22 protein-coding genes, 1 tRNA gene and 1 riboswitch are annotated in these 19,895 nt (G+C 67.2%); of the genes, 14 read left to right on the top strand and 9 right to left on the bottom strand.

Features of this window, described 5'->3' with window-relative positions:
- Nucleotides 1-18 precede the first annotated feature (18 nt).
- The 9 genes from ACPCXD_RS12720 (at nucleotide 19) to ACPCXD_RS12680 (ending at nucleotide 9,475) form a co-directional block, all read left to right on the top strand.
- The gene (locus ACPCXD_RS12720; RefSeq protein ID WP_229567412.1) at nucleotides 19-1,926 is read left to right on the top strand and encodes a putative bifunctional diguanylate cyclase/phosphodiesterase; all 1,908 of its coding nucleotides are present in this window, start codon (nucleotides 19-21) and stop codon (nucleotides 1,924-1,926) included.
- A gap of 91 nt (nucleotides 1,927-2,017) precedes the next feature.
- On the top strand, nucleotides 2,018-3,481 hold the full coding sequence (locus ACPCXD_RS12715; RefSeq protein WP_229567413.1) for a sugar transferase: 1,464 nt from the start codon (nucleotides 2,018-2,020) through the stop codon (nucleotides 3,479-3,481).
- Between the two features lie 61 nt (nucleotides 3,482-3,542).
- The gene (galE, locus tag ACPCXD_RS12710) at nucleotides 3,543-4,550 is read left to right on the top strand and encodes a UDP-glucose 4-epimerase GalE (protein ID WP_229567414.1); all 1,008 of its coding nucleotides are present in this window, start codon (nucleotides 3,543-3,545) and stop codon (nucleotides 4,548-4,550) included.
- A 184-nt stretch (nucleotides 4,551-4,734) separates the two neighbouring features.
- On the top strand, nucleotides 4,735-5,457 hold the full coding sequence (locus tag ACPCXD_RS12705; protein ID WP_423659993.1) for a lytic transglycosylase domain-containing protein: 723 nt from the start codon (nucleotides 4,735-4,737) through the stop codon (nucleotides 5,455-5,457).
- 116 nt (nucleotides 5,458-5,573) lie between these two features.
- Nucleotides 5,574-6,860 (top strand): phosphopyruvate hydratase, encoded by a 1,287-nt coding sequence (gene eno, locus ACPCXD_RS12700; protein ID WP_094980862.1) that lies wholly within the window; start codon nucleotides 5,574-5,576, stop codon nucleotides 6,858-6,860.
- A gap of 8 nt (nucleotides 6,861-6,868) precedes the next feature.
- Nucleotides 6,869-7,576, top strand: coding sequence for an FtsB family cell division protein (locus tag ACPCXD_RS12695; RefSeq protein ID WP_229567416.1), 708 nt, complete (start codon nucleotides 6,869-6,871; stop codon nucleotides 7,574-7,576).
- Entirely contained in the window at nucleotides 7,573-8,100 is a 528-nt protein-coding gene (locus ACPCXD_RS12690) for a DUF501 domain-containing protein (RefSeq protein ID WP_423659823.1), read from the top strand. Before ACPCXD_RS12695 ends, ACPCXD_RS12690 begins: the two co-directional genes overlap by 4 nt.
- Nucleotides 8,097-9,041, top strand: a complete 945-nt coding sequence (locus tag ACPCXD_RS12685) for a Ppx/GppA phosphatase family protein (protein WP_423659821.1) — start codon at nucleotides 8,097-8,099, stop codon at nucleotides 9,039-9,041. The genes ACPCXD_RS12690 and ACPCXD_RS12685 overlap by 4 nt, the downstream gene beginning before the upstream one ends.
- A 230-nt stretch (nucleotides 9,042-9,271) precedes the next feature.
- Nucleotides 9,272-9,475, top strand: coding sequence for a cold-shock protein (locus ACPCXD_RS12680; RefSeq protein ID WP_145691627.1), 204 nt, complete (start codon nucleotides 9,272-9,274; stop codon nucleotides 9,473-9,475).
- A gap of 123 nt (nucleotides 9,476-9,598) precedes the next feature.
- Here ACPCXD_RS12680 and ACPCXD_RS12675 read toward each other — a convergent pair whose 3' ends face one another.
- Together ACPCXD_RS12675 and ACPCXD_RS12670 are read right to left on the bottom strand one after the other, a co-directional pair.
- Nucleotides 9,599-10,063 (bottom strand): hypothetical protein, encoded by a 465-nt coding sequence (locus ACPCXD_RS12675; protein WP_145691626.1) that lies wholly within the window; start codon nucleotides 10,061-10,063, stop codon nucleotides 9,599-9,601.
- A 14-nt stretch (nucleotides 10,064-10,077) separates the two neighbouring features.
- Nucleotides 10,078-11,331: a lipase family protein gene (locus tag ACPCXD_RS12670; RefSeq protein ID WP_423659819.1), complete on the bottom strand. Its 1,254-nt coding sequence runs from the start codon at nucleotides 11,329-11,331 to the stop codon at nucleotides 10,078-10,080.
- 145 nt (nucleotides 11,332-11,476) lie between these two features.
- Between ACPCXD_RS12670 and ACPCXD_RS12665 the strand changes: the two genes are divergently transcribed.
- Both ACPCXD_RS12665 and ACPCXD_RS12660 read left to right on the top strand, forming a co-directional pair.
- A complete protein-coding gene (locus ACPCXD_RS12665; RefSeq protein ID WP_145691624.1) occupies nucleotides 11,477-11,983 on the top strand; it encodes a GNAT family N-acetyltransferase in 507 nt (168 codons plus the stop codon).
- 19 nt (nucleotides 11,984-12,002) lie between these two features.
- Nucleotides 12,003-12,076: transfer RNA gene (locus ACPCXD_RS12660), tRNA-Leu, on the top strand.
- 113 nt (nucleotides 12,077-12,189) lie between these two features.
- Here ACPCXD_RS12660 and ACPCXD_RS12655 read toward each other — a convergent pair.
- The 4 genes from ACPCXD_RS12655 to ACPCXD_RS12640 form a co-directional block, all read right to left on the bottom strand.
- Nucleotides 12,190-12,846, bottom strand: coding sequence for an SDR family NAD(P)-dependent oxidoreductase (locus tag ACPCXD_RS12655; protein ID WP_423659814.1), 657 nt, complete (start codon nucleotides 12,844-12,846; stop codon nucleotides 12,190-12,192).
- A 74-nt stretch (nucleotides 12,847-12,920) separates the two neighbouring features.
- Nucleotides 12,921-13,691, bottom strand: a complete 771-nt coding sequence (locus tag ACPCXD_RS12650; protein ID WP_301851159.1) for an ABC transporter ATP-binding protein — start codon at nucleotides 13,689-13,691, stop codon at nucleotides 12,921-12,923.
- Nucleotides 13,688-14,473, bottom strand: coding sequence for an ABC transporter permease (locus ACPCXD_RS12645; protein ID WP_423659812.1), 786 nt, complete (start codon nucleotides 14,471-14,473; stop codon nucleotides 13,688-13,690). Before ACPCXD_RS12645 ends, ACPCXD_RS12650 begins: the two co-directional genes overlap by 4 nt.
- Nucleotides 14,451-15,464 (bottom strand): ABC transporter substrate-binding protein, encoded by a 1,014-nt coding sequence (locus tag ACPCXD_RS12640; protein WP_423659810.1) that lies wholly within the window; start codon nucleotides 15,462-15,464, stop codon nucleotides 14,451-14,453. Before ACPCXD_RS12640 ends, ACPCXD_RS12645 begins: the two co-directional genes overlap by 23 nt.
- A gap of 36 nt (nucleotides 15,465-15,500) precedes the next feature.
- A riboswitch (TPP riboswitch) is annotated at nucleotides 15,501-15,597 on the bottom strand.
- Between the two features lie 321 nt (nucleotides 15,598-15,918).
- On the opposite strand from ACPCXD_RS12640, the gene ACPCXD_RS12635 reads away from it, so the two are divergent.
- A complete protein-coding gene (locus tag ACPCXD_RS12635) occupies nucleotides 15,919-17,631 on the top strand; it encodes a hypothetical protein (protein WP_237451350.1) in 1,713 nt (570 codons plus the stop codon).
- A 7-nt stretch (nucleotides 17,632-17,638) separates the two neighbouring features.
- On the opposite strand, the gene ACPCXD_RS12630 is transcribed toward ACPCXD_RS12635, so the two are convergent.
- Nucleotides 17,639-17,785: a hypothetical protein gene (locus ACPCXD_RS12630; protein ID WP_016691258.1), complete on the bottom strand. Its 147-nt coding sequence runs from the start codon at nucleotides 17,783-17,785 to the stop codon at nucleotides 17,639-17,641.
- A 220-nt stretch (nucleotides 17,786-18,005) separates the two neighbouring features.
- Here ACPCXD_RS12630 and ACPCXD_RS12625 point away from each other — a divergent pair, with 220 nt between their 5' ends.
- Entirely contained in the window at nucleotides 18,006-18,203 is a 198-nt protein-coding gene (locus tag ACPCXD_RS12625) for a hypothetical protein (protein ID WP_006553868.1), read from the top strand.
- 118 nt (nucleotides 18,204-18,321) lie between these two features.
- Here ACPCXD_RS12625 and ACPCXD_RS12620 read toward each other — a convergent pair whose 3' ends face one another.
- A complete protein-coding gene (locus ACPCXD_RS12620; RefSeq protein ID WP_026060957.1) occupies nucleotides 18,322-18,519 on the bottom strand; it encodes a CsbD family protein in 198 nt (65 codons plus the stop codon).
- Nucleotides 18,520-18,638: 119 nt separating this feature from the next.
- Here ACPCXD_RS12620 and ACPCXD_RS12615 point away from each other — a divergent pair, with 119 nt between their 5' ends.
- A complete protein-coding gene (locus tag ACPCXD_RS12615; protein ID WP_162836410.1) occupies nucleotides 18,639-18,815 on the top strand; it encodes a hypothetical protein in 177 nt (58 codons plus the stop codon).
- Nucleotides 18,816-18,843: 28 nt separating this feature from the next.
- On the opposite strand, the gene ACPCXD_RS12610 is transcribed toward ACPCXD_RS12615, so the two are convergent.
- A complete protein-coding gene (locus ACPCXD_RS12610; protein ID WP_229567420.1) occupies nucleotides 18,844-19,863 on the bottom strand; it encodes a magnesium transporter CorA family protein in 1,020 nt (339 codons plus the stop codon).
- Between the last annotated feature and the right edge of the window lie 32 nt (nucleotides 19,864-19,895).

Genomic DNA, 19,895 nt, shown 5'->3' with positions numbered 1-19,895 from the left:
TTCGACGATGGGGACGCGATGCCCGGGACACGATCGACGTTCGAGAGCCTGGTCACCAGGATCGCAGCACGTCTGATGCCGGCGGATGCCGCATCACATCGGGAGGTCGCCCGGGGCGTGCTGCAGGATCTCTTCGAGCACCTCGACATCGACACTTGTTTCCTTCGGTACAACGATCATGCGATCGGAGCGACGATCCTGATCGCGGAGTGGCCGCCACGCGGCAACGTTCCCGACCCGGATCCGCTGGGGACGGTCTATTTCCGGGACGCGGACCCGATATTCGCCGCCTCCGAACACATGAAGAAGCCGTTGCTGATTCCTGTGGAACTGCCGTCCGATACTCCGCTGGACGCGTCGGGTTACGTCGACCGGGTACGCGCGGGTTCCGGAATGCCGGATGTCTCAGTGGCCGCGGTGCCACTGGTGTCCGGACAGGTGACGACCGGGACGCTGGGTTTCGTGAAGGAGGGGTACCGGCCGTGGAGCGAGGACGAGGTCAATGCGCTGACGCTCATCGCAGCTCTCCTCGCCCAGGTGCAGGCCCGTGTTCAAGCCGAGGAGGATCTACGACGAGCGGCGTATCACGACGCACTCACCGGGTTGGCGAGTCGGCGCGCGTTGTTCGAACATCTCGACCACAGATTGCAGGAGGACGAACCGGGTCCGGTCGGAGTGTTGTTCCTCGATCTCGACCGGCTCAAGGCGTTGAACGACTTCCTGGGGCATCAGGCCGCTGACGCATATCTCTGCCGTATCGCTGAACGCCTCTCGAAGGGAAGTGAAGAAGACGACCTGGTGGCGCGTCTCGGAGGTGACGAGTTCGTGATCGTGCTGGCAGGGGTCAGCTCCCTCGAGGAGGCGATGACACGCGCAGAAGCGATGCATGAAGCGGTGGGGGTGTCCGTAGCGCTCGGCGGACAGACCGTCGGCCGCGGGGTCAGCGTCGGTGTTGCGCTCGGAACACCGGGAGAGGTGGACTCGGCAGCCCTTCTCAGTCATGCAGATCAGGCGATGATGGTGGCGAAGCGGCAGGGAGGCAACGGTATCGGTGTCTTCACCGAGGACATGAACGAGAAGGTCGAACGCCGGACCATCATCGAGATGAACCTGCGCACGTCGATCGACGACGACCATCTGATGCTGGAATACCAACCGGAGGTCGACCTTCGTACGGGAAAGATCCTCGGCGTCGAGGCGCTGGTGCGGTGGAAGAATTCACCGCTGGGTCTCCTCCAGCCGGGGGAGTTCATCGAGATCGCAGAGTCGACCAATCTTGCCGGGGAACTCGGCGAATGGGTGATCGGACGAGCGTGTGCGCAGCTGGCGGAATGGAAGCAGCGGATACCGGATCTCCGCATGATCATGAGTGTCAACGTGTCGCCGGTGCAACTGGTATCGATGGATTTCGACACGACAGTCAAATCGGTTCTTCGGCGATACGACATGGCGGGGTCGGAGTTGTGCCTCGAGATCACCGAGAATGTAGTTGTCGGTGACTTGAATCGGACGAAGGACACCCTCTCCCGCCTCGAGCGGCTGGGGGTCTGGGTCGCGATCGACGATTTCGGAACCGGATACAGCTCCCTGGGGCATCTGCAGTCCCTACCCGTCGACACCTTGAAGATCGACAGAGGGTTCGTCCGGAATCTCGAGCACAGTGAGGGCGATCGGGTCATCGTCGATTCCATCGTGGGACTGGCTTCCTCGTTCGGGCTCTACGTCGTGGCAGAGGGTGTCGAGACGATGGGGGCGGTGAAACACCTTCTGGAACTGGGGTGCACGCGTGCGCAAGGTTTCCTGTTGAGTAAGCCGGCCGCACCGGAACGGATCGAACCGATGTTGCGGACCGGGCACATCCGGTTGCCGTGGGGAGCGGACCGATGGAGGGGGCCGGCGAACGGATACGGAACAATCGAATATTGATTGACGGCAAGTTTGTTATTGCCAATAAAACATTCTCAAGGTACGGTTTGATGGTCGGGGCGTCAACGACTCCGAGCAGGGATGACCTTGAATGTACAAGCGTGAGAACGGTTCTGCGGCAACGCTCGACGATTCGTCCCGGGTGGCCCTACTGCGGCATCGGAAGCCGGGATACTCGATCGTCCTCCCTGCCGACGTGCCGTTCGCTCCTGTCGCCCCGGTGATCCAGAGGACGGGATGGGAACGCCGGTACCGGACGACAGTGGTGTGCTGCGACCTGCTCGCTCTCGTGGTCGCTCACGCCGTCGTGATGGTCGGCTACCTGCGTGGCGGAATCGACTCGTGGCGGGCGCCGGTCGTCGTCGCTGCCGCCCTGCTGACGACGATCGTCTCGCTTGCCGCCCAGAGGGTCTGGGACGAAAGGACTCTCGGATCCGGCGGTGAGGAGTATCGGCGAATCCTCCGAGGATACCTGTTCGCGATCGCGGCGCTCGCTGTCGCCGGATACGGATGGGGGACCTCTGCGGGCCGGTCCTGGGCCTTCGGCGCCTTGCCGATCGCGCTCGTGCTCACCCTGGCGGGCCGGAAGATCCTGCAGTGGCGACTGTCCCGGGGGCGTTCGCAAGGTCGTTGTCTCCGTTCGGTGCTGGTGGCCGGGGACCTCGACGAAGTGCACGAACTCGTCGCGCGTGCCGATTCTCTGCAGCAAGCGGGGTGGCGGGTCGACGGCATCTGCCTTGCGCCCGACGCTTCTGCCGATGCCCGCCCCCTCGCGATCGACGACGTCCCCGTGCTCGGCACGGACGAGAACGTCATCACCATCGTCGAACAGCATCGTTTCGAAGCGGTCGCGCTGTTGCCGTCCGGCCGATGGTCACATCCGAGGATGCGGAACCTGAGCTGGGAACTCGAACGGCTCGGCGCGGACCTGCTCGTCGCCCCTGTGCTCATGGACGTCGTCGGACCGCGCCTGCACATCACCCCGGTCTCGGGGCTACCTCTGCTGCAGTTGAGCGCCCCCTGCTACAGCGGCCCCGCCTGGATCGTGAAGAACGTACTCGACCGGGTCCTGGCGATGCTCATCCTGATGATCTTCGCACCGGTGATGCTGGTCGTCGCTGTCGCGACGAAGGTCGACGGTGCGGGTCCGATTCTGCACTCCCAGGTCCGGGTGGGACGCGGTGGACGCACGTACACCGTATACAAGTTCCGCAACGATCCGGGCGCGAGCCGGATCGCGCGGTTCATCCGCCGGCATTCGCTCGACGGACTTCCACAGCTGGTCAACGTCGTCAAGGGGGACATGTCGCTGGTAGGGCCCCAGCCACCGCTCGAATCCGAGGTCGAGCGGTACGGGAACGATGGCGCCGCGCGCCGGTTGTTCGTCAAACCCGGACTCACCGGACTGTGGCAGGTCAGTCGTCGTGACCATCTCCACTGGGACGAGTCCGTTCGGCTGGATCTGCGCTACATCGAGAACTGGACGCTCCTGATGGATCTGTCGATCCTCCGGCGCACGGTGGGCGCCGTCCTCCGCGGCGACAGTGCGTACTGATCCACACCCTTCTGTTCCGAATTCGATCCCGACCCACGCTTGTCTACGAGAGGCGGACACGATGCTGATGGTCACCGGAGGTGCCGGTTACATAGGAGCGCATGTCGTCAGGTCGTTGCTCCGGGACGGCCATGAGGTCGTCGTCTTGGACGACCTCTCCACCGGACGGCCGGAACTGGTCCCCGACGGTGTGCCGTTGGAGACCGGGACCGTCTGCGACAGTGCATTCGTGGCCGATGTGCTCGATCTCTACGACGTCGACTCCGTGGTCCACCTCGCCGGTCGGAAGGCCGTGGACGAGTCGACAGCCCGGCCCGGGTACTACTACCGCGAGAACGTCTTCGGGATGTTGAGCATTCTCGAGGCAATGGTGCGTACGGACGTGCGGTCGATCGTGTTCTCGTCGAGCGCAGCGGTATACGGCACGACCGACTGCGAGAGGGTCACAGAGAACTCGCCCACGAACCCGGCCTCCCCCTACGGGCGGACGAAGCTGATGTGCGAGTGGATGCTGCGCGACATCGCTGCAGCCGAAGGCATCAGCTGGACGGCCCTGCGGTACTTCAACGTGGCAGGAGCCGGAGAACCGAGTCTCGCGGACAGGGGGGCGCACAATCTTGTCCCGAAGGTGTTCCAGGCCCTGGACGAGGGTCTACCCCCGACCGTCTACGGAGACGACTACGAGACTCCGGACGGAACATGCATCCGCGACTACATCCATGTCGCAGACCTGGCAGATGCGCACGCGGCCGTGGTGCCGACGACACGGTCCGCACGCACCGCCGCCACCTACAACGTCGGACGCGGGCACGGCGCAAGTGTGCTGGAAGTGATGAGGGCGGTGCAGCGCGCGAGCGGCGTGTGCTTCGACTGGCGGGTCGGTGATCGACGTGCCGGGGATCCGGCGCGGGTGGTGGCCGATGCGGAACGCATGAGCCGAGATCTCGGGTGGCAGGCCCGCCGCGACCTGAACGACATCGTGAGCAGCGCGTGGCAGGCGTGGTCCGGTGCGCGACCCGTGGCCGCCGTGCCGGGTGAGGAGGGTGACACCATCCCGGTCGGAACCTGACCCCCGGTGGAGTCCGACCCCTCGCGGATTCCACCCTCCGAGGCCGGCGCCGACGATCAGGCGGGATCGTCGGCGCCGGTGGGTCTGCCGGTGCATCTGCCGGTGCGTCTACATGGGGTTTTCGTCCCGTATGGAATATGGAGGGGTGCCGTCCGATCGAGAACCCCGACGCTGGCTGTGGCCGGTGGTCCTGCTCAGTGCGCTCGTCGCCGTCGTCTTCGTGGCGGTCGAGTCCGCACTGCACTCACCCCGGCGGCCGTCCGTCGAGATCCCCGACGGCGTTCCACCGGCTCCCGGCCTGCCCGTTCCGCCCATCGACGTGAACGGTCCCGGCCGCACAGCGGCGCAGCTCGCCGACTGGGCCGAATCACAGTCCCGCGAACTGGGCATCCCCACCACTGCACTCGAGGCGTACGGGCACGCGGCGGCCGTCCTGGCGGTCAGCACCCCCGGATGCGGCCTGTCGTGGACGACCCTCGCCGGCATCGGCAACGTGGAGAGCAGCCACGGACGGTTCGGCGGCGCGTCCGTCGGATCCGACGGCAGCGTCTCGCCGCCCATCCGAGGTGTCCCGCTCGACGGCACCCGGGGCAACGCCGAGATCCGCGACACCGACGGTGGCCGCCTCGACGGCGACCCGGTGCTCGACCGGGCGGTCGGGCCGATGCAGTTCATCCCCGAGACCTGGGACCGGTGGGGTGTCGACGCGAACGGCGACGGCATCGCCGACCCCGACAACATCGACGACGCAGCCCTGACCGCGGGTCGCTATCTGTGCGCCCGCGGAGGCGACCTGACCACCGCGGAGGGCTGGACGAACGCCCTGATGGCCTACAACCGGTCCACCGAATACCTGATGCTCGTCCGCGACCGCGCCGCCGCCTACGGCGTGGGAGTGCGGCCGTAGACGGTACCGCGCCGGGCCTCGAGCGCGCCTGTGCCTCACACGCAGGTCGCGACCGTTAGGCTGTCCCCAGCGTGCAGACACCGCAGCGTGACAGTCCATCGAAGGAGAATCAGCCAGTGGCCATCATTGAGCAGGTAGGAGCCCGCGAAATCCTCGACTCCCGTGGCAACCCCACGGTCGAGGTCGAGGTGCTGCTCGAGGACGGAAGTTTCGCCCGCGCTGCAGTGCCGTCGGGCGCCTCCACCGGCGAGCACGAGGCCGTCGAGCTGCGTGACGGCGGCGAGCGTTACCTCGGCAAGGGTGTCGAGAAGGCCGTCGAGGCCGTCCTCGCCGAGATCGGCCCGGCCATCATCGGCCTCGACGCCACCGAGCAGCGCACCGTCGACCAGGCCCTCCTCGACGCCGACGGCACCCCCGACAAGGGCCGCCTCGGCGCGAACGCCCTGCTCGGCGCGTCGCTCGCCGTCGCGAAGGCCGGTGCGGAGTCGTCCGGACTCGAGCTGTTCCGCTACGTCGGCGGCCCGAACGCCCACATCCTTCCCGTTCCGATGATGAACATCCTCAACGGTGGCGCCCACGCCGACACGGGCGTCGACGTCCAGGAGTTCATGGTCGCCCCGATCGGCGCCCCGACCTTCAAGGAATCCCTCCGCTGGGGTGCCGAGGTCTACCACTCCCTCAAGTCCGTGCTCAAGAGCAAGGGCCTGGCCACCGGCCTCGGCGACGAGGGCGGCTTCGCCCCCGACGTCGCGGGCACCAAGGCCGCGCTCGACCTCATCAGCGAGGCCATCGGTAAGACCGGCCTGAAGTTGGGCAGCGACGTCGCGCTCGCGCTGGACGTCGCGGCCACCGAGTTCTACACCGAGGGCACCGGCTACAAGTTCGAGGGCCAGAACCGCACGGCCGCCGAGATGGGCGCCTTCTACGCCGAGCTGCTCGGCCAGTACCCGCTGGTCTCCATCGAGGATCCGCTCAGCGAGGACGACTGGGAGGGCTGGGTCGCGCTCACCGAAGAGATCGGCGACAGGATCCAGCTCGTCGGCGACGACCTGTTCGTCACCAACCCCGAGCGCCTCGAGGACGGCATCGTCAAGGGCGCCGCGAACGCGCTGCTCGTGAAGGTCAACCAGATCGGCACCCTCACCGAGACCCTCGACGCCGTCGACCTCGCGCACCGCAACGGCTACAAGACGATGATGAGCCATCGGTCCGGCGAGACCGAGGACACCACCATCGCCGATCTCGCCGTCGCCGTCGGCAGCGGACAGATCAAGACCGGCGCGCCCGCCCGTTCGGAGCGTGTCGCGAAGTACAACCAGCTGCTGCGCATCGAGGAGTCCCTCGGTGACGTCGCTCGCTACGCCGGCGAGCTCGCCTTCCCGCGGTTCTCCGTCGAGGGCTGATCGCCGGCATGAGTCAGCGCGGTAGATCCCGTCCCGGAGCGAGGCGCACCCGCACCGAGGGTGTGTCGGGCGTCCGGCGTCCGGGCCGGATCCGGCCCACGGGATCTACCGCCCCGGCCGAACACTCGGCCGAGAACGCGGGTGCGCGGCCGGCCGGTCGCGAGGACCCCGTTCATTCGTCGCCCGGTCGCGGCCGCCCCGGTGGTTCGGGGCGAGCGCGCCCCACCCGGGTCGGCGCGCCCCGCGACTCCCGCCGTCCCCGCACCGAACGCACCGTCCTGGGCCTGTCCACCGGCCGCGCCGTGGTGCTCGCCCTCGTCGTGTGCGGTCTCGCCCTGACCCTCGCGGTACCGCTGCGCACCTACGTGAGCCAGCGTTCCGAAGCCGAGCAGCTCGCCGCCGAACGCGTGCAGCTCGAACAGGAGATCGCGGCCCTCGAGGAACAGAAGGCCCGCATGGAGGATCCGGCCTGGGTCCGTGCCCAGGCCCGCGAGCGACTGCGGTTCGTCGTCCCCGGCGACATTCCCTACCAGGTGCAACTGCCGGGCGACGCCCCACCCGAACGCGAGGAACGCGAACCCGAGCGGCCGACGACCGGCGCCTGGTACAGCGACCTGTGGTTGTCGGTCTCCGAACCGGCACCCGAACCCGAGCCCGAACCCGTGCCGCAGCAGATGCCTGTGGCACCCCCAGAACCAGGAGATGTTCCCGGGTGACCGATCACGTCACGCAAGAAGACCTCGACGCCGTCGCCGCCCAGCTCGGGCGTGAACCCCGCGGTGTCCTGGCCATCGCCTACCGTTGCCCCGACGGTGCGCCCGGAGTGGTGAAGACCGCGCCCAAGCTGCCCGACGGCACGCCCTTCCCGACGCTCTACTACCTCACCGACCCGCGCCTCACGGCCGAGGCCAGCCGGCAGGAATCGGCCGGGGTCATGAAGGAGATGACGGAACGTCTCGGCACCGACGAGGAACTGGCTGCGGGCTACCTGCGCGCCCACGAGTCGTACCTGGCCGAACGCGACGCGATCGAGTCGCTCGGCACCGACTTCACCGGCGGAGGCATGCCCGAGCGCGTCAAGTGCCTGCACGTGCTGATCGCCCACTCCCTGGCGAAGGGACCGGGCGTCAACCCGCTCGGCGACGAATCCGTCGCCCTCGCCGCCGACGCCGGTCTGCGTGGCACGGCGATCCCCGCCGACTGGCCCACCTACGCCGAGCTGCACGGAGAAGAACAGTGAGGGTCGCGGGAATCGACTGCGGCACCAACTCCATCCGCCTGCTGATCGCCGACATCGCGGAGGACGGCACGCTCACCGACGTCACCCGACTCATGAAGGTCGTGCGGCTCGGGCAGGGCGTCGATGCCACCGGTCGCCTCGCACCCGAGGCGATCGAACGCACCCGGGTCGCGCTGGTGGAGTACGCCGACCTCATCTGCGAGACGGGCGCCACCGCAGTCCGCATGGTCGCCACCTCGGCCACGCGCGACGCGAGCAACCGCGAGGACTTCTTCGCGATGACCCGCGAGGTGCTCGGTGCTGTGATCCCCGGCGCCCAGGCAGAGGTCATCACCGGCGACGAGGAGGCGCGTCTGTCCTTCGCCGGCGCTGTCGGTGAACTCGACTCCGCGCGTGGGCCTTTCGTCGTCGTCGATCTCGGTGGCGGTTCCACCGAGGTCGTGCTCGGCGACGCCGACGGTGTGCACGCGGCCTACTCCACCGACATCGGCTGCGTGCGGCTGACGGAGCGGTGCCTGCACGACGACCCGCCGACCGCCGAGCAGGTCGCGGCGGCACGGGAGGTCGCGGCGGACAAGATCCGCGAAGCACTCGAACGCGTGCCGGTCGAGCAGGCGCACACCTGGGTGGGTGTCGCGGGCACCATGACCACCCTCGCCGCGCTCGCCCTCGAACTCGACGAGTACGACTCCGAGAAGATCCACCTGTCGTCGGTGCCGTTCGACCGCCTCCGCGAGGTGTGCGACGGTCTCGTCGCCGCGACCCGTGAGAAGCGCGCGGCGCTCGGCCCGATGCACCCCGGCCGCGTCGACGTCATCGGTGGCGGCTCGATCATCACCACGGTGCTCGCCGAGGAACTCGGTCGCCGAGCCGGCATCACCGAGCTGGTCGTGAGCGAGCACGACATCCTCGACGGCATCGCCCTGTCCGTCGCCCGCTAGTTCACCGATTCGTGTGGGTTCGACCCCGGTTTCCGGGGTTCGATCCACACGAATCGGCGAATGTGTGGTTGACTGTGCCTCGGTCGAAGTTTTTGTTCGCGTCTTGTCCACGCTCGCAAATCCTTGTTGCGAGCGGTTGGTTCTCCTTTCGGAAGTCACCGCATGTGATGGCGGCCTCGCTCCACCGAACTCTCGGCGGAGCTCGAGTAACACGACAGAAGGAGACAGATATGGCAGAGGGAATCGTGAAGTGGTTCAACGCCGACAAGGGATTCGGCTTCATCGCCCCCGACGACGGCAGCGCTGACGTGTTCGCGCACTACTCGGAGATCCAGTCGGGCGGCTACCGCAGCCTCGACGAGAACCAACGCGTGCGCTTCGAGATCGGCCAGGGCGCCAAGGGTCCCCAGGCCACCGGTATCACCGTGATCTGATTCGATCTCCCGTCCCCCCCAGGGGATCCGAGACACCATCAGGCCCGCCTCGTCATTCGAGACGGGCCTGATGCATGTCCTGGCCGGATCGAGCGGAAACGATTGTACGACCGGAAAATCCCGTCAGGGCACCGTGAAGCGAGTGGTGAACCGGGCGGGGTCGAGATAGGTCGTGTTGAGGCCGTCCGTGGTCACCGTCATTCCCGCATCGCCGGAACCGATGTCGATACTGATCTGTCCGCTGGGAGCGTGCCCGGGTTCGCCGGGAGCCGACGTCAGCTCGAGGGCGCGTACGCCGTTCCTCTTGCTTCCCCAGTGGTTGACGAATGCGGTGATGGTGCACGAACCGCCGAAGAACGTCGACCAGGACAGATCGATGAGGATCGTTCCCGGTCGATCGTGCGGGGCGAACACGTGGCCGGTCAGCTGCCCGCTGCACGGTACCGAGTGGTCCCGCCCCAACGAGTATGTGGTCGGCAGAGGAACGAACTCCTGGTGGTGCGCGGACGCCGTGCCCGGAAGAACCGCGAGCAGGGCAAGCGACATGCCGCCGACCGCGAACGTCCGACGGAATCGTCGTCCGGTCACGCTCCGAGCGGTGTTCATACCGTCCCGCAGTTCGACGACGGCGCGACGCCGGCGAATCGGCCGTCGAGGAAGTCCAGCGCACCCGGCAGGCCGATCACGGCGGCGGTGATGTGATCGGGGCTCGGCACGAGTTCGGTTCGCACCGGCACCCCGGCGTCGCAGTACCTGCGCAGGGTCGTGGAGATCGCGTCGAGGGGGATGAGCACGTCGGTCGGTGAATGCCACTCGTACACCGGCGCATTCGGCACGGTCGGGACCTTCTCGACGCTGTTCTCCATCAGCACCTCCTGCACGCTCGGGCTGTCGAGCAGGGCGAGACCCACCGCGGCGTCGGCGACGTCGGCCATGCTGCGACCCGCACCGGCGAGCAGGATCTCGTTGGTGCACGCGTTGGCGATACGGTCGCGCAGTTCCTGCCCCGCACCGTTGAGCTGCTCGCTGACCGGCATGCGGTCCGGGTACTCACGTTCGAGGCCGAGGGCGGCCGCCATCGCCAATCCGAAGGCGGGATGGGCGGATTCGCCGAGTTCCCTGGCCATCTCGCCGATGTCCATCGGGACGCCACCGTAGGCGGAGCCGACGATCGGGATCTCGGGCGCATAGGTCGGGGCGAGTGCCGCGGCCATCGCCGTCGCCATCCCGCCGCCGGAGTAGCCGGCGATTCCGACCGGGCTGTCGGCGAGTTCGAGCGGGGCGTAGCGTTGCGCGGCCCGGATACCGTCGAGGGTGATCTGTCCGCCGACCTTCGCGGCGCCGTAGGCGCTGTTCGGTCCGAGATGGTCGGGAACGGCCAGCGACCAGCCGCGCTGGATCGCGATGAGCAGGCCGGGGGACTCCCGGATCCCTCGCAGCGGATTCGGTGCGTACAGCGCGGCCGACGGGGCGCACTCGAGCCCGAGTGCATTGATGATCGCCTGGTACGAGACGAACGGACGACCCGGCGCCCCACCCTGGGGCGACAGCACGGTCGTCACGGCGGAGATCGGTTCGCCGGCGGAATTCGTCGACCGGAACTTCAGCTGCACGGCGTCGGTGCCGGGAAATCCGAGCGGCGGCGGAACGACGCGAGCGGCGAGGACGTCACCGGGCTGCCGGTCGGCGATGTCGTCGGGGGTGCTGTAGAAGGAGTCGTTCACGGACGCGGGGTAGACGATGCCCTCGGCCTGTGCAGAAGGTGGGGCCACCAGGCTCGGCGTCGCGGCCAGAGCCATGACGGCTACCGCGGTGGCGAGTCGCCCGGTCAGTGGTCGTGCGGTCGTGAAGCGCATCCATGGTCCTTCTCTTCGTGCCCGGTCCACCACCCGGCTGTCCGCTGTGTACTTGTGTCCCCGCAGGATGTCGGCCGGAAATCGAGGTGCGTTACAGCCGGGGTGAGAGCACACTCGAAATCGGATCCGAGGAGGTCGAGGAGCCATGAGGATCGAACAGTACACGGCCGAACGACGAAGCGACATACTCGATCTCTCGATCCGGGCGTGGCGTCCCGTCTTCGAGCTGTACCGGCCCGCCGTCCCGGCCTTCGTCTACGACTCCTTCTATCCGAACGGCTGGGAGGCGCGGCAGATCGACGACCTCGGCCGGGTTCTCGACGACGAACCCGAGTCGGTCCACCTGGCCGTCGACGGCGACGAACTGCTCGGCTGGGTGTCGGTGCGTGTGCACCCGGAGGACAACATGGGCGAGATCTACGTGCTCGCTGTCGACCCACGTCATCAGCGCAGAGGCGTCGCGTCGGCGTTGATGAACCACGCCGACGACCTCGTCCGCGCCGCCGGGATGACCATGATGATGGTCGAGACGGGCGGCGACCCCGGACACGCCGGTGCGCGCGCCGTCTACGAGAGTGCCGGATACGAACGCTGGCCCGTCGCACGGTACTTCAAGAATCTCGCGCCCCGGCGCGGTGGTGGACAGTCGTGAACGCTAATGTGATCCCCACGCCCCTATAGCCCAATTGGCAGAGGCAGCGGACTTAAAATCCGCCAAGTGTGGGTTCGAGTCCCACTGGGGGCACAAGTCCGTGGTCGCCCGATGCATTCGCTACCTCTCTTGCCATCCGCTACAGCGCATTGCCGTAGCGGATGGCGATTTTTGTAGCGGATGAATGGTCACAGCTCGAAGGTGTGCTACGCCTCCACAGGCAGTTGCGGAGCGCTCTGGGCCCGGAGCTGCTCGGCGCGTCCGTTCATCAGGTAGCCGGTCATCTCCGGATGCGTCGACAGGTAGAACGCGCCGTCGGCCGCCTGGGCGAAGATCCGTTCCGCCGCTTCCATAGCGGGCATCGCGCTCTCACCGACCTTGAACATCGCCTCGCGCTCGAGTGCACCGGCTTCCGAGTCCCCGCCGGCCCGCTCGAAGATCCTGCTGACCACCGGGCCGGGCAGAACCGCCGCGACGGTGATGTCGTATCCCGCCGCCTCGACCTCCAGCTTCAGGCACTCGGTCAGGGCAAGGGTCGAGTGCTTGGACACGATGTAGGGCGCTTGACGCGGAGCTGCTCCGATCCCCCCGATGGACGACAGATTCCAGATGTGTGCCGGAATGCCTGCCTCCGCCATGCGCGGGACGACGGACCGCACGCCGTTGAACACACCCGTGACGTTGATGTCGAGAACACGCTGCCAATCCTCGGCGGGAACCTCCCACAGGTAGCCGAACTGCTCGACGCCCGCGTTGTTGATCGCCAGGGTGACCGGGCCGAGAGTGTCGTAGACGGTCGCGAAGAACGCGTCGACGGAGTCGGCGTCGCGTACGTCGGACGCGTCCGCTACCGTTCTCGCCATCCGCTACGGCAATTTCTGTAGCGGACGGCGAACTTTGTAGCGGATGCACCGCCGGTGGGCAGAGCGACCGGCGACTATCTCGGGGACATCCTCCGCTGATCCTCGTGACGTGAGCGGTGCAGGACCTCCATGAGCTCGTGTTCGAGCGCCACGAACTCGCTCGACACGCACGTCTCCAGGGTTCGAGGTCGGGGCAGGTGCACACGCACCTCGTGCTGCACCCGCGTCGGTCGCGGACCGAGGACGACGACCCGATCGGACAGCAACACTGCCTCGCGGACGTCGTGCGTCACCATCAGCACCGTCCACCGATGCTGCTGCCACACCTGCTGCAACCACAGTTGCATCTCGGTGCGGGTGAGCGAATCCAGTGCGCCGAACGGCTCGTCGAGAAGGAGCACGTCGCGCCCCTGCAGCACCGTGCGTGCGAGCGACGCGCGTTGGCGCATACCGCCCGACAGTTGGTGCGGGGCGGCGTCCTCGAAGCCCGCCAGGCCGAAGGTCGGCAACAGCTCACGGGCGCGGGCACGAGCGTCGGATCGCGGCACGCCCTGCACCTCGAGTCCGAGGGCGCAGTTGTCGAGCACCGTCCGCCACGGGAACAGCAGGTCCTTCTGCGGCATCAGCGCGACCCGCCCGGGCGCCGCGGGGGAGTCGCCGACGAGAGCCTGTCCGGCGTCGGGCTGTTCGAGTCCCGCGACGATCGAGAACAGCGTCGACTTGCCGCAGCCGCTCGGCCCGATGACGGACACGAACTCACCGGGTTCGACGGAGCAGTCGATGCCGTCGATCACCGCCCGGTCGCCGTACGCCTTGCGGACCGATGTCACCGTCACCGCACTCATGTCGTACTCCTCGTGAGAGCCCACGGCGCGACAACCCGTTCGACGACGTAGGTCAGCGCGTACAGCGTGAGCGACAGAACGGCCGTCACCACCACGGCTGCGAGCACGAGATCGGTGCGGAACGAATTCTTCTGCGTGCTCATGTAGATGCCCAGACCGGATGTCGCGCCGACGTATTCGGCGAACACCGCGCCCACCACGGCGTAGGTGATGCCGATCCGCAGGGCGGTGAAGAAGCGGGGGAGCGCGGACGGCAGGCGCACGTAACGGAACTGCTGCCACCGCGACGCGCCCATGCTGCGCAGCAACGCACCCGCCTCGCGGTCGGCCGCCGCGAACCCTTCGAGCAGTCCGATCGCGACGGGGAAGAACGTCACGAGCGCGATGACGAGGATCTTCGGCAGCAGTCCGAATCCGAACCAGATGATCATCAAGGGGGCGATCGCGATGATCGGCAGAGTCTGCGACACCACGAACAACGGCACGAAAGCCCGTCGCAGCCACGGCGAGAAGTCCACGGCGATCGCGAGAGCCCACGCCAGTGCCAGCGACACGGCGAACCCGACGAGCGTGACCTGCAGAGTGGACCAGGCGTGCCCGGCGATGTCGACGCGATGCGCCCATCCCTGCGTGAGAACGCGTGCGGGGGAGGGCAACACCTGCGGTCGGATACCGCTCACTACGACGTACGACTGCCAGATCCCGACCAGCACCCCGGCGACGAGCAGGGCGGGAAGGAATCGACGTGCGCGGCCGGTGCTATCGGTCTTCGAGGTAGTCATCGGTGACATAGGTCGACCAGTCCGGCTCGGTCGTCAACGGGCTGCCGTCGGGTCCGGACAGCAGGCCGTTCTCGTACAGGAATCGGGCGTAGCCCGACCATTTCCCGGCGTCGAGGACCCCGACGGCGCCGGAGGCGTCGCGTATGTACTCGGCGGCGAGCATGCGTTGGCTCTCGTAGACGAGTTCCTCGTCGGGGAAGGCCCCGGGATTCGCCTCGATCAGAGCTCGTGCCCCGCGATCGGGATCGTCGGCGGCGATCCGGTAACCCTGGTGCAGCGCCTGCACGAAAGCGCGTGCCTGCTCCGGGTTCTCCGTCATCCAGTCCTCGTTGCCGTCGACGACGATCGCGTACGCGTCGGGGAAGCCGTAGTCGGTGAAACCGAAGTACCGCATGGGCAGGCCGCGGTGCTCGGCCTCGAGACCCTCCCACGCCAGGTACGACACGGTGAAGTCGGCGGTCGACGAGTAGACGGCCTCGTACGACGACGTCCCGAGGGTCACGTTCTCGAACTCACCGCGACCACCGTCGTTGCGGATCACTTCGGCGAGCATCTCGTCCTCACCGGGGTTGGCGAAGCCCGCGAAGGTCTTGCCGTCGAGATCCGCCGGCCGCGTGATCTCGGCGTTGTCGGCTCGCACGGCGATCCCCGTCGCCCAGTGCTGCAGCGGTGCGAGGACCGCGACGGTCCGGGACCCGGCGGCTCTGGCGATGGTCGATGTGGCGTGCGTGGAGATTCCGAACTCGGCGCTGCCGGCGTCGACGAGGGTGTCGGGGGTCGCGTTGTTGTACGGCAGGATCTCGACGTCGAGACCCGCATCGGCGAACAGCCCCTCCTGCTGCGCCACGTACAGACCGGTGTGATTGGTGTTGGGCGTCCAGTCCAACGCGAATCGGATGGTGTCGCTCCCGGAATCGGACGAGCACCCGACGACCGCGGAGAGTGCGGCGACGAGGGTGAGCAGTCCGGCGAGAGTCCGCCGCGCCTTCATTGCGCGAGCAGGGTACGGATCGATGTGGGGACAGGCATGGTCATGTCGGGACATCCCTTCGTCAGCATTACCTGATCAGGTTCGACGGGTGTGATCTCAGCCCCGCTCGTGCGGAGCACCCCGTGTCACGGGCGACCCTAGCACCATGCCCTCCGGGGACCGCCGGGACGGCAGCAGAACGGAAGATGTGACCCGAAGTTACGGAAATGCCCAGGTCAGGGTGTCACCCTCACATTTCACCCGTAACGGAAGGGCCGAAAGTCCCGACTCTTCGAGTGATGGTCCCTGTCACCTCCCCCGAACGGCAGGGGCCATCGGTCTGCGCACGTCTCCCCCTTGCGTGGACGATGAAGGGCCCGTCGGTGAACTCCGACGGGCCCTTTCTTCTGCCGTTTCCGTAGACCTGGCTCCCGCAGAGGTGTTCAATACGCACGAACCGATCGGGGGATGGGGAATGCGCGCAATGATGGGCGCCGCACTGGCTGCGGCGGCGATGGGAAGTGTCCTGACGGCGCCGGTGGTGTCGGCGCAACCGACCGGGCGTACCGAGGCGCCGTATGCCTCGTCGGCGCCGCTGGCCGGCGAAGTGCTCGGGTCCGTGGTGTCGATACCCGCACCGCTGCCGCCGGAGGCCGGACCACGACCCGCCGCATGTGACCGACTGTCGTATCTGCGGTGGCGGTCGGCCGACGGACCGGAGAGTTCGGCCGACGCCGACCGGATACTCGTCGCCCAACCGGGGATCTTCGAGGGAGCGGGTGCGTTCGAGAGCGTCGCGCGCAACACCGTCGTCGCGGCGGCGGCCCGCGGTGCCCACCTCGAGTTCTGGGCACTCGACCGGCGATCGAACTGCCTCGAGGACCACACCGGTACCCGGGCGGCACTGCGGACGGGTTCGCTCGACACCGCGACCGACTACTACTTCCGCGGTGCCGAAGTGGACGGGCGACGATTCGCCGGCCACGCGAGCGGCACCGACGTCGCGTGGCTCTCGCAGGTCGGACTCGAACAGACGCTGCGCGACCAGTACGACCTGCTACGTCACGAGCTTCCCGACCCGGCGCTGCGGAAACGGAAGATGTTGTGCGGCGGGCATTCTCTCGGCGGTTTCATCACCGGCTACTTCGCGGAATGGGACTTCGACGGAGATCCCGCCACCACCGACGATGCCGGTTACAACCAGTGCGGTGGGTACTTCGCGCTCGATACGGTGATCGAGGCGGGAGCGCCGTTCCCGGGGCGGGGCGCCCTCCCGGATGTGCCGGACGCGGTCTCGGCGCCGCTCGATGCGTTCTCCGGATCGATCTCGACGGCGTCGCCGGTGCTGGCACTTCCCGCCGTCATCAATCCCGAGACGACGAATCTGCTCGCACTCACCGGACTCGCCGCGCGACTGGACCCGGACGGCACCGACGGAATCGTCCCGCGCATGCCCGACAACCCGAACGTCGACTGGACGTTGCGCACTCTGTTGTCGGGGGACTACGCGATGTTCGCGACGGGCAACCCGGATGTGCGGACGTTGAATGCGACCAACGAGGCGGTGCTCGGCGCGATCCTCGACGACAATTCGCAACCGCTGGGGTTCCTGCAGGCGAGCGTCGGATTCATCACCGGTGCGCCCGTGCGCGACAAGCTGTTTCCTGTTCCCGCCACACCTGAGGTGCTCAGGTCTGGATTCTTCGGCGATGCGCCCAAGGCGTCGCCGGCGGTGTTCGCGGATCCGGGAGTCGTCTACCGGTGGCTCGACTACGACGAGGTGGGCACGGCGGCGTCGTCACCGGACGAGGCGCGGTATACCGATCGGGGGAGCGAGGTGACGTCGATCGCGGAGCTGGCGCGGAATCTGTCGGAGCCACCACTGGATTTCACCGAGTGGTACTTCCCGTCGAAGCTTCCGTTCGACCTGGCGTCGGCGACCCGTTTCGAAGGTCATCTCCACCGCGACGGTGTCGCGCGCAATCCTGTGGTGACGTTGGTGGCGAGCGGTGGGATCTCGTTGCCGGAGACGGATCATCCGAACGAACGCAGGTGGGTTCTGCCCGGATACAACCACATCGATGTGCTCACTGCGGCCGCCGATCAGAACGACGGGCGGCCCGAGCAGGTGTCGCAGGCGCTGGCCGACTTCGCAGCCGACCGAGGCGGAAGCGTCGCGGCCGGATGATGCGGGATCAGGCGCCGCGTGCGGAGAAGATCGAGGTGTAGTCGTGGGGGCCGCTCACCTCGGCGACAGCGGTGACCGGTTCGGTCTCGGCGTCGGCCTCCGGAGTGGTGGGCGCGAGGAAGAGGGGTCCGTCGAATTCTTTGTTCTGGCTCATGGCCGTCCTTTCGGGTGCGGCCGGGTAGACCCCGGCCGTAGGGCAGTGCGAAGAAGAGGGGCCGCGGTACACGCGGCGGGGAACTCTCACGTCCGGTTCGGAACCTTCGGGCACTGTGGTGCGAGGTTGCTCATCATGTGCGAGCCGAACGATGTCTCCACCCTACACCAGAAGGTTCGCGCGACGTTTGACCGGCGAGTCGCGTGGGAAGACACTCGGCATGGCTACCTACAGAGTGATCGACCCGACCGGGAACGTCGTGGATACCAAGGAAATCGAGAGCGCGGACGACGCGCACGCCTGGTTCGTCGACCAGCGTGCCGACAACAGCGAACTCGGCTGGCGCATGGAGGCGCAGAACGAGCAGGACGGCACCTGGCACTTCTTCGACGACACCGAAGGAACCTCCTCGAAGTAGTCCCGGCAGCAACCCCTTGGGAGCGGGGTTGCTGCGTAGTACCCGAACGACGCGGCGCGCAGCGCCCGAACAGCGCGGTGCCGGTAGTCGTAACTACCGGCACCGCGCAGTTCAGGGGCTACTTCTTGAAAGCGTCCTTGACGTTCTCGACGGCATCCGAGACCTTGTCGCCTGCCTGCTTCAGACCGCTGGAGGTCTGATCGCCGCGACCCTCGGCTTCGAGATCACGATCGCCGGTCGCCTGACCGGTGTTCTCTTTGATCTTGCCGCCCGCTTCTTCTGCCTTGTGCTTTGCCTTGTCGACGAAGTCGGCCATGGGGTCCTCCTGTGTCATCGAACGTTGCCCTGACGGAGTACCCGACCCGAACAGCCTGAAACCGAACACGACCGGCTCGTCCGTGTCAGACTTCGACACAGACAGCCAGGAGGAGACCGATGTCGCATCCCACCAACTCCGGTCCCGAGAACAACGACCCGATCGGCGACGCTCCCGACGCCGATCCCGAGCTCGTCCGCGACGGGCCGGTGCAGCGCCGGCGTTCGGCGGGTGCGGTGATCGCTGCCGTCGCGGTGGTCGTCGTGATCGTCGTGCTGCTCGTCGTCTTCCTCTGAACAGAACCGTTCACCGAGCAACGCGGGTTCACAACCAGTCGCGGCGCTTGAACAGCACGTACAGCACGATCGCCGACACGACCATGATCCCGACCCCACTCATCAGTCCCCACGCCTCGCCTACTCCGGGATAGGGCACGTTCATGCCGTACCAGCCGGTGACGGCGGTGGGGACCGCGATGATCGCGGCCCATCCCGTCAGTTTCTTCATGACGATGTTCAGGCGCGCGTCCTGCAGCGACAGGTTCGTCTCGAAGACGGTGTTCACCATCTCGCGCAGCGAGTCGGTCCACTCCGCAGCACGCATCACGTGGTCGTAGAGGTCGTTGTAGGAGCTGTCGAGCTCGGGGTGGTGGTTGCTCTCGGCGCGGGTGCGCAGGACGGCGTTGACGACCTCGCGCATCGGCAGCACGACCCGCCGGAGTTGCACGAGTTCCTTGCGGAGCCGGTAGACGCGTTGCTGGATCTGCCGGGTGGAAGCGCCGTCCTCGAAGAGGCAGTCCTCGAGGTCCTCGGCAGCGTCGTCGAGTTCCTGGATGGTCTCGAACTGCCCGTCGACGACCGTGTCGAGCAGACCGTGGATCAGCGCACCCGGCCCGTACTGCAGCAGGTCGGTGTTCTCGTCCCACCTGCGCACCACTTCGTCGATGTCGAACGGAGTGCCGCGGCGAACGGTGACGATGCCGCGGGCCAGGACGAACGCGGAGATCCGCGTGGTGCGGAGCCGGGACTCGTGCGCCTGATCCTCGTCCTCGGAATCCGGGAACAGATGGGTCGCGTACACCGTGAGGAAGGTGTGGGTGGCGTAGCGGGTGGCCTTCGTGCGCTCGCCGTGCGCGAGCGCATCCTCGACTGCGTGCGGGTCGAGATTCCATTCCTCGGCGAGTTCGAGCAGGGCCGCGTGCTCGGGATCCCACAGATCCACCCAGACGAGGGCCTCGGGATCGGCGAGATGCTCCGAGACGGCGGAGAGCGGGAAACCCTCGTCCACGAGTTTCCCCTGGGTCCACCGTCGGGTCCGGATGGAGTTGTCGTATCGGTCCGTCACTTCGGCAGGATCCCCCCGATGCGCGGTGTTCA

The sequence above is a fragment of the Rhodococcus sp. AB351 genome (assembly GCF_049538275.1).
Taxonomy (GTDB): Bacteria; Actinomycetota; Actinomycetes; order Mycobacteriales; family Mycobacteriaceae; genus Rhodococcus.
Note: the sequence above shows the minus strand (reverse complement) of the source record. Positions and strands in the feature narration are given on the sequence as shown.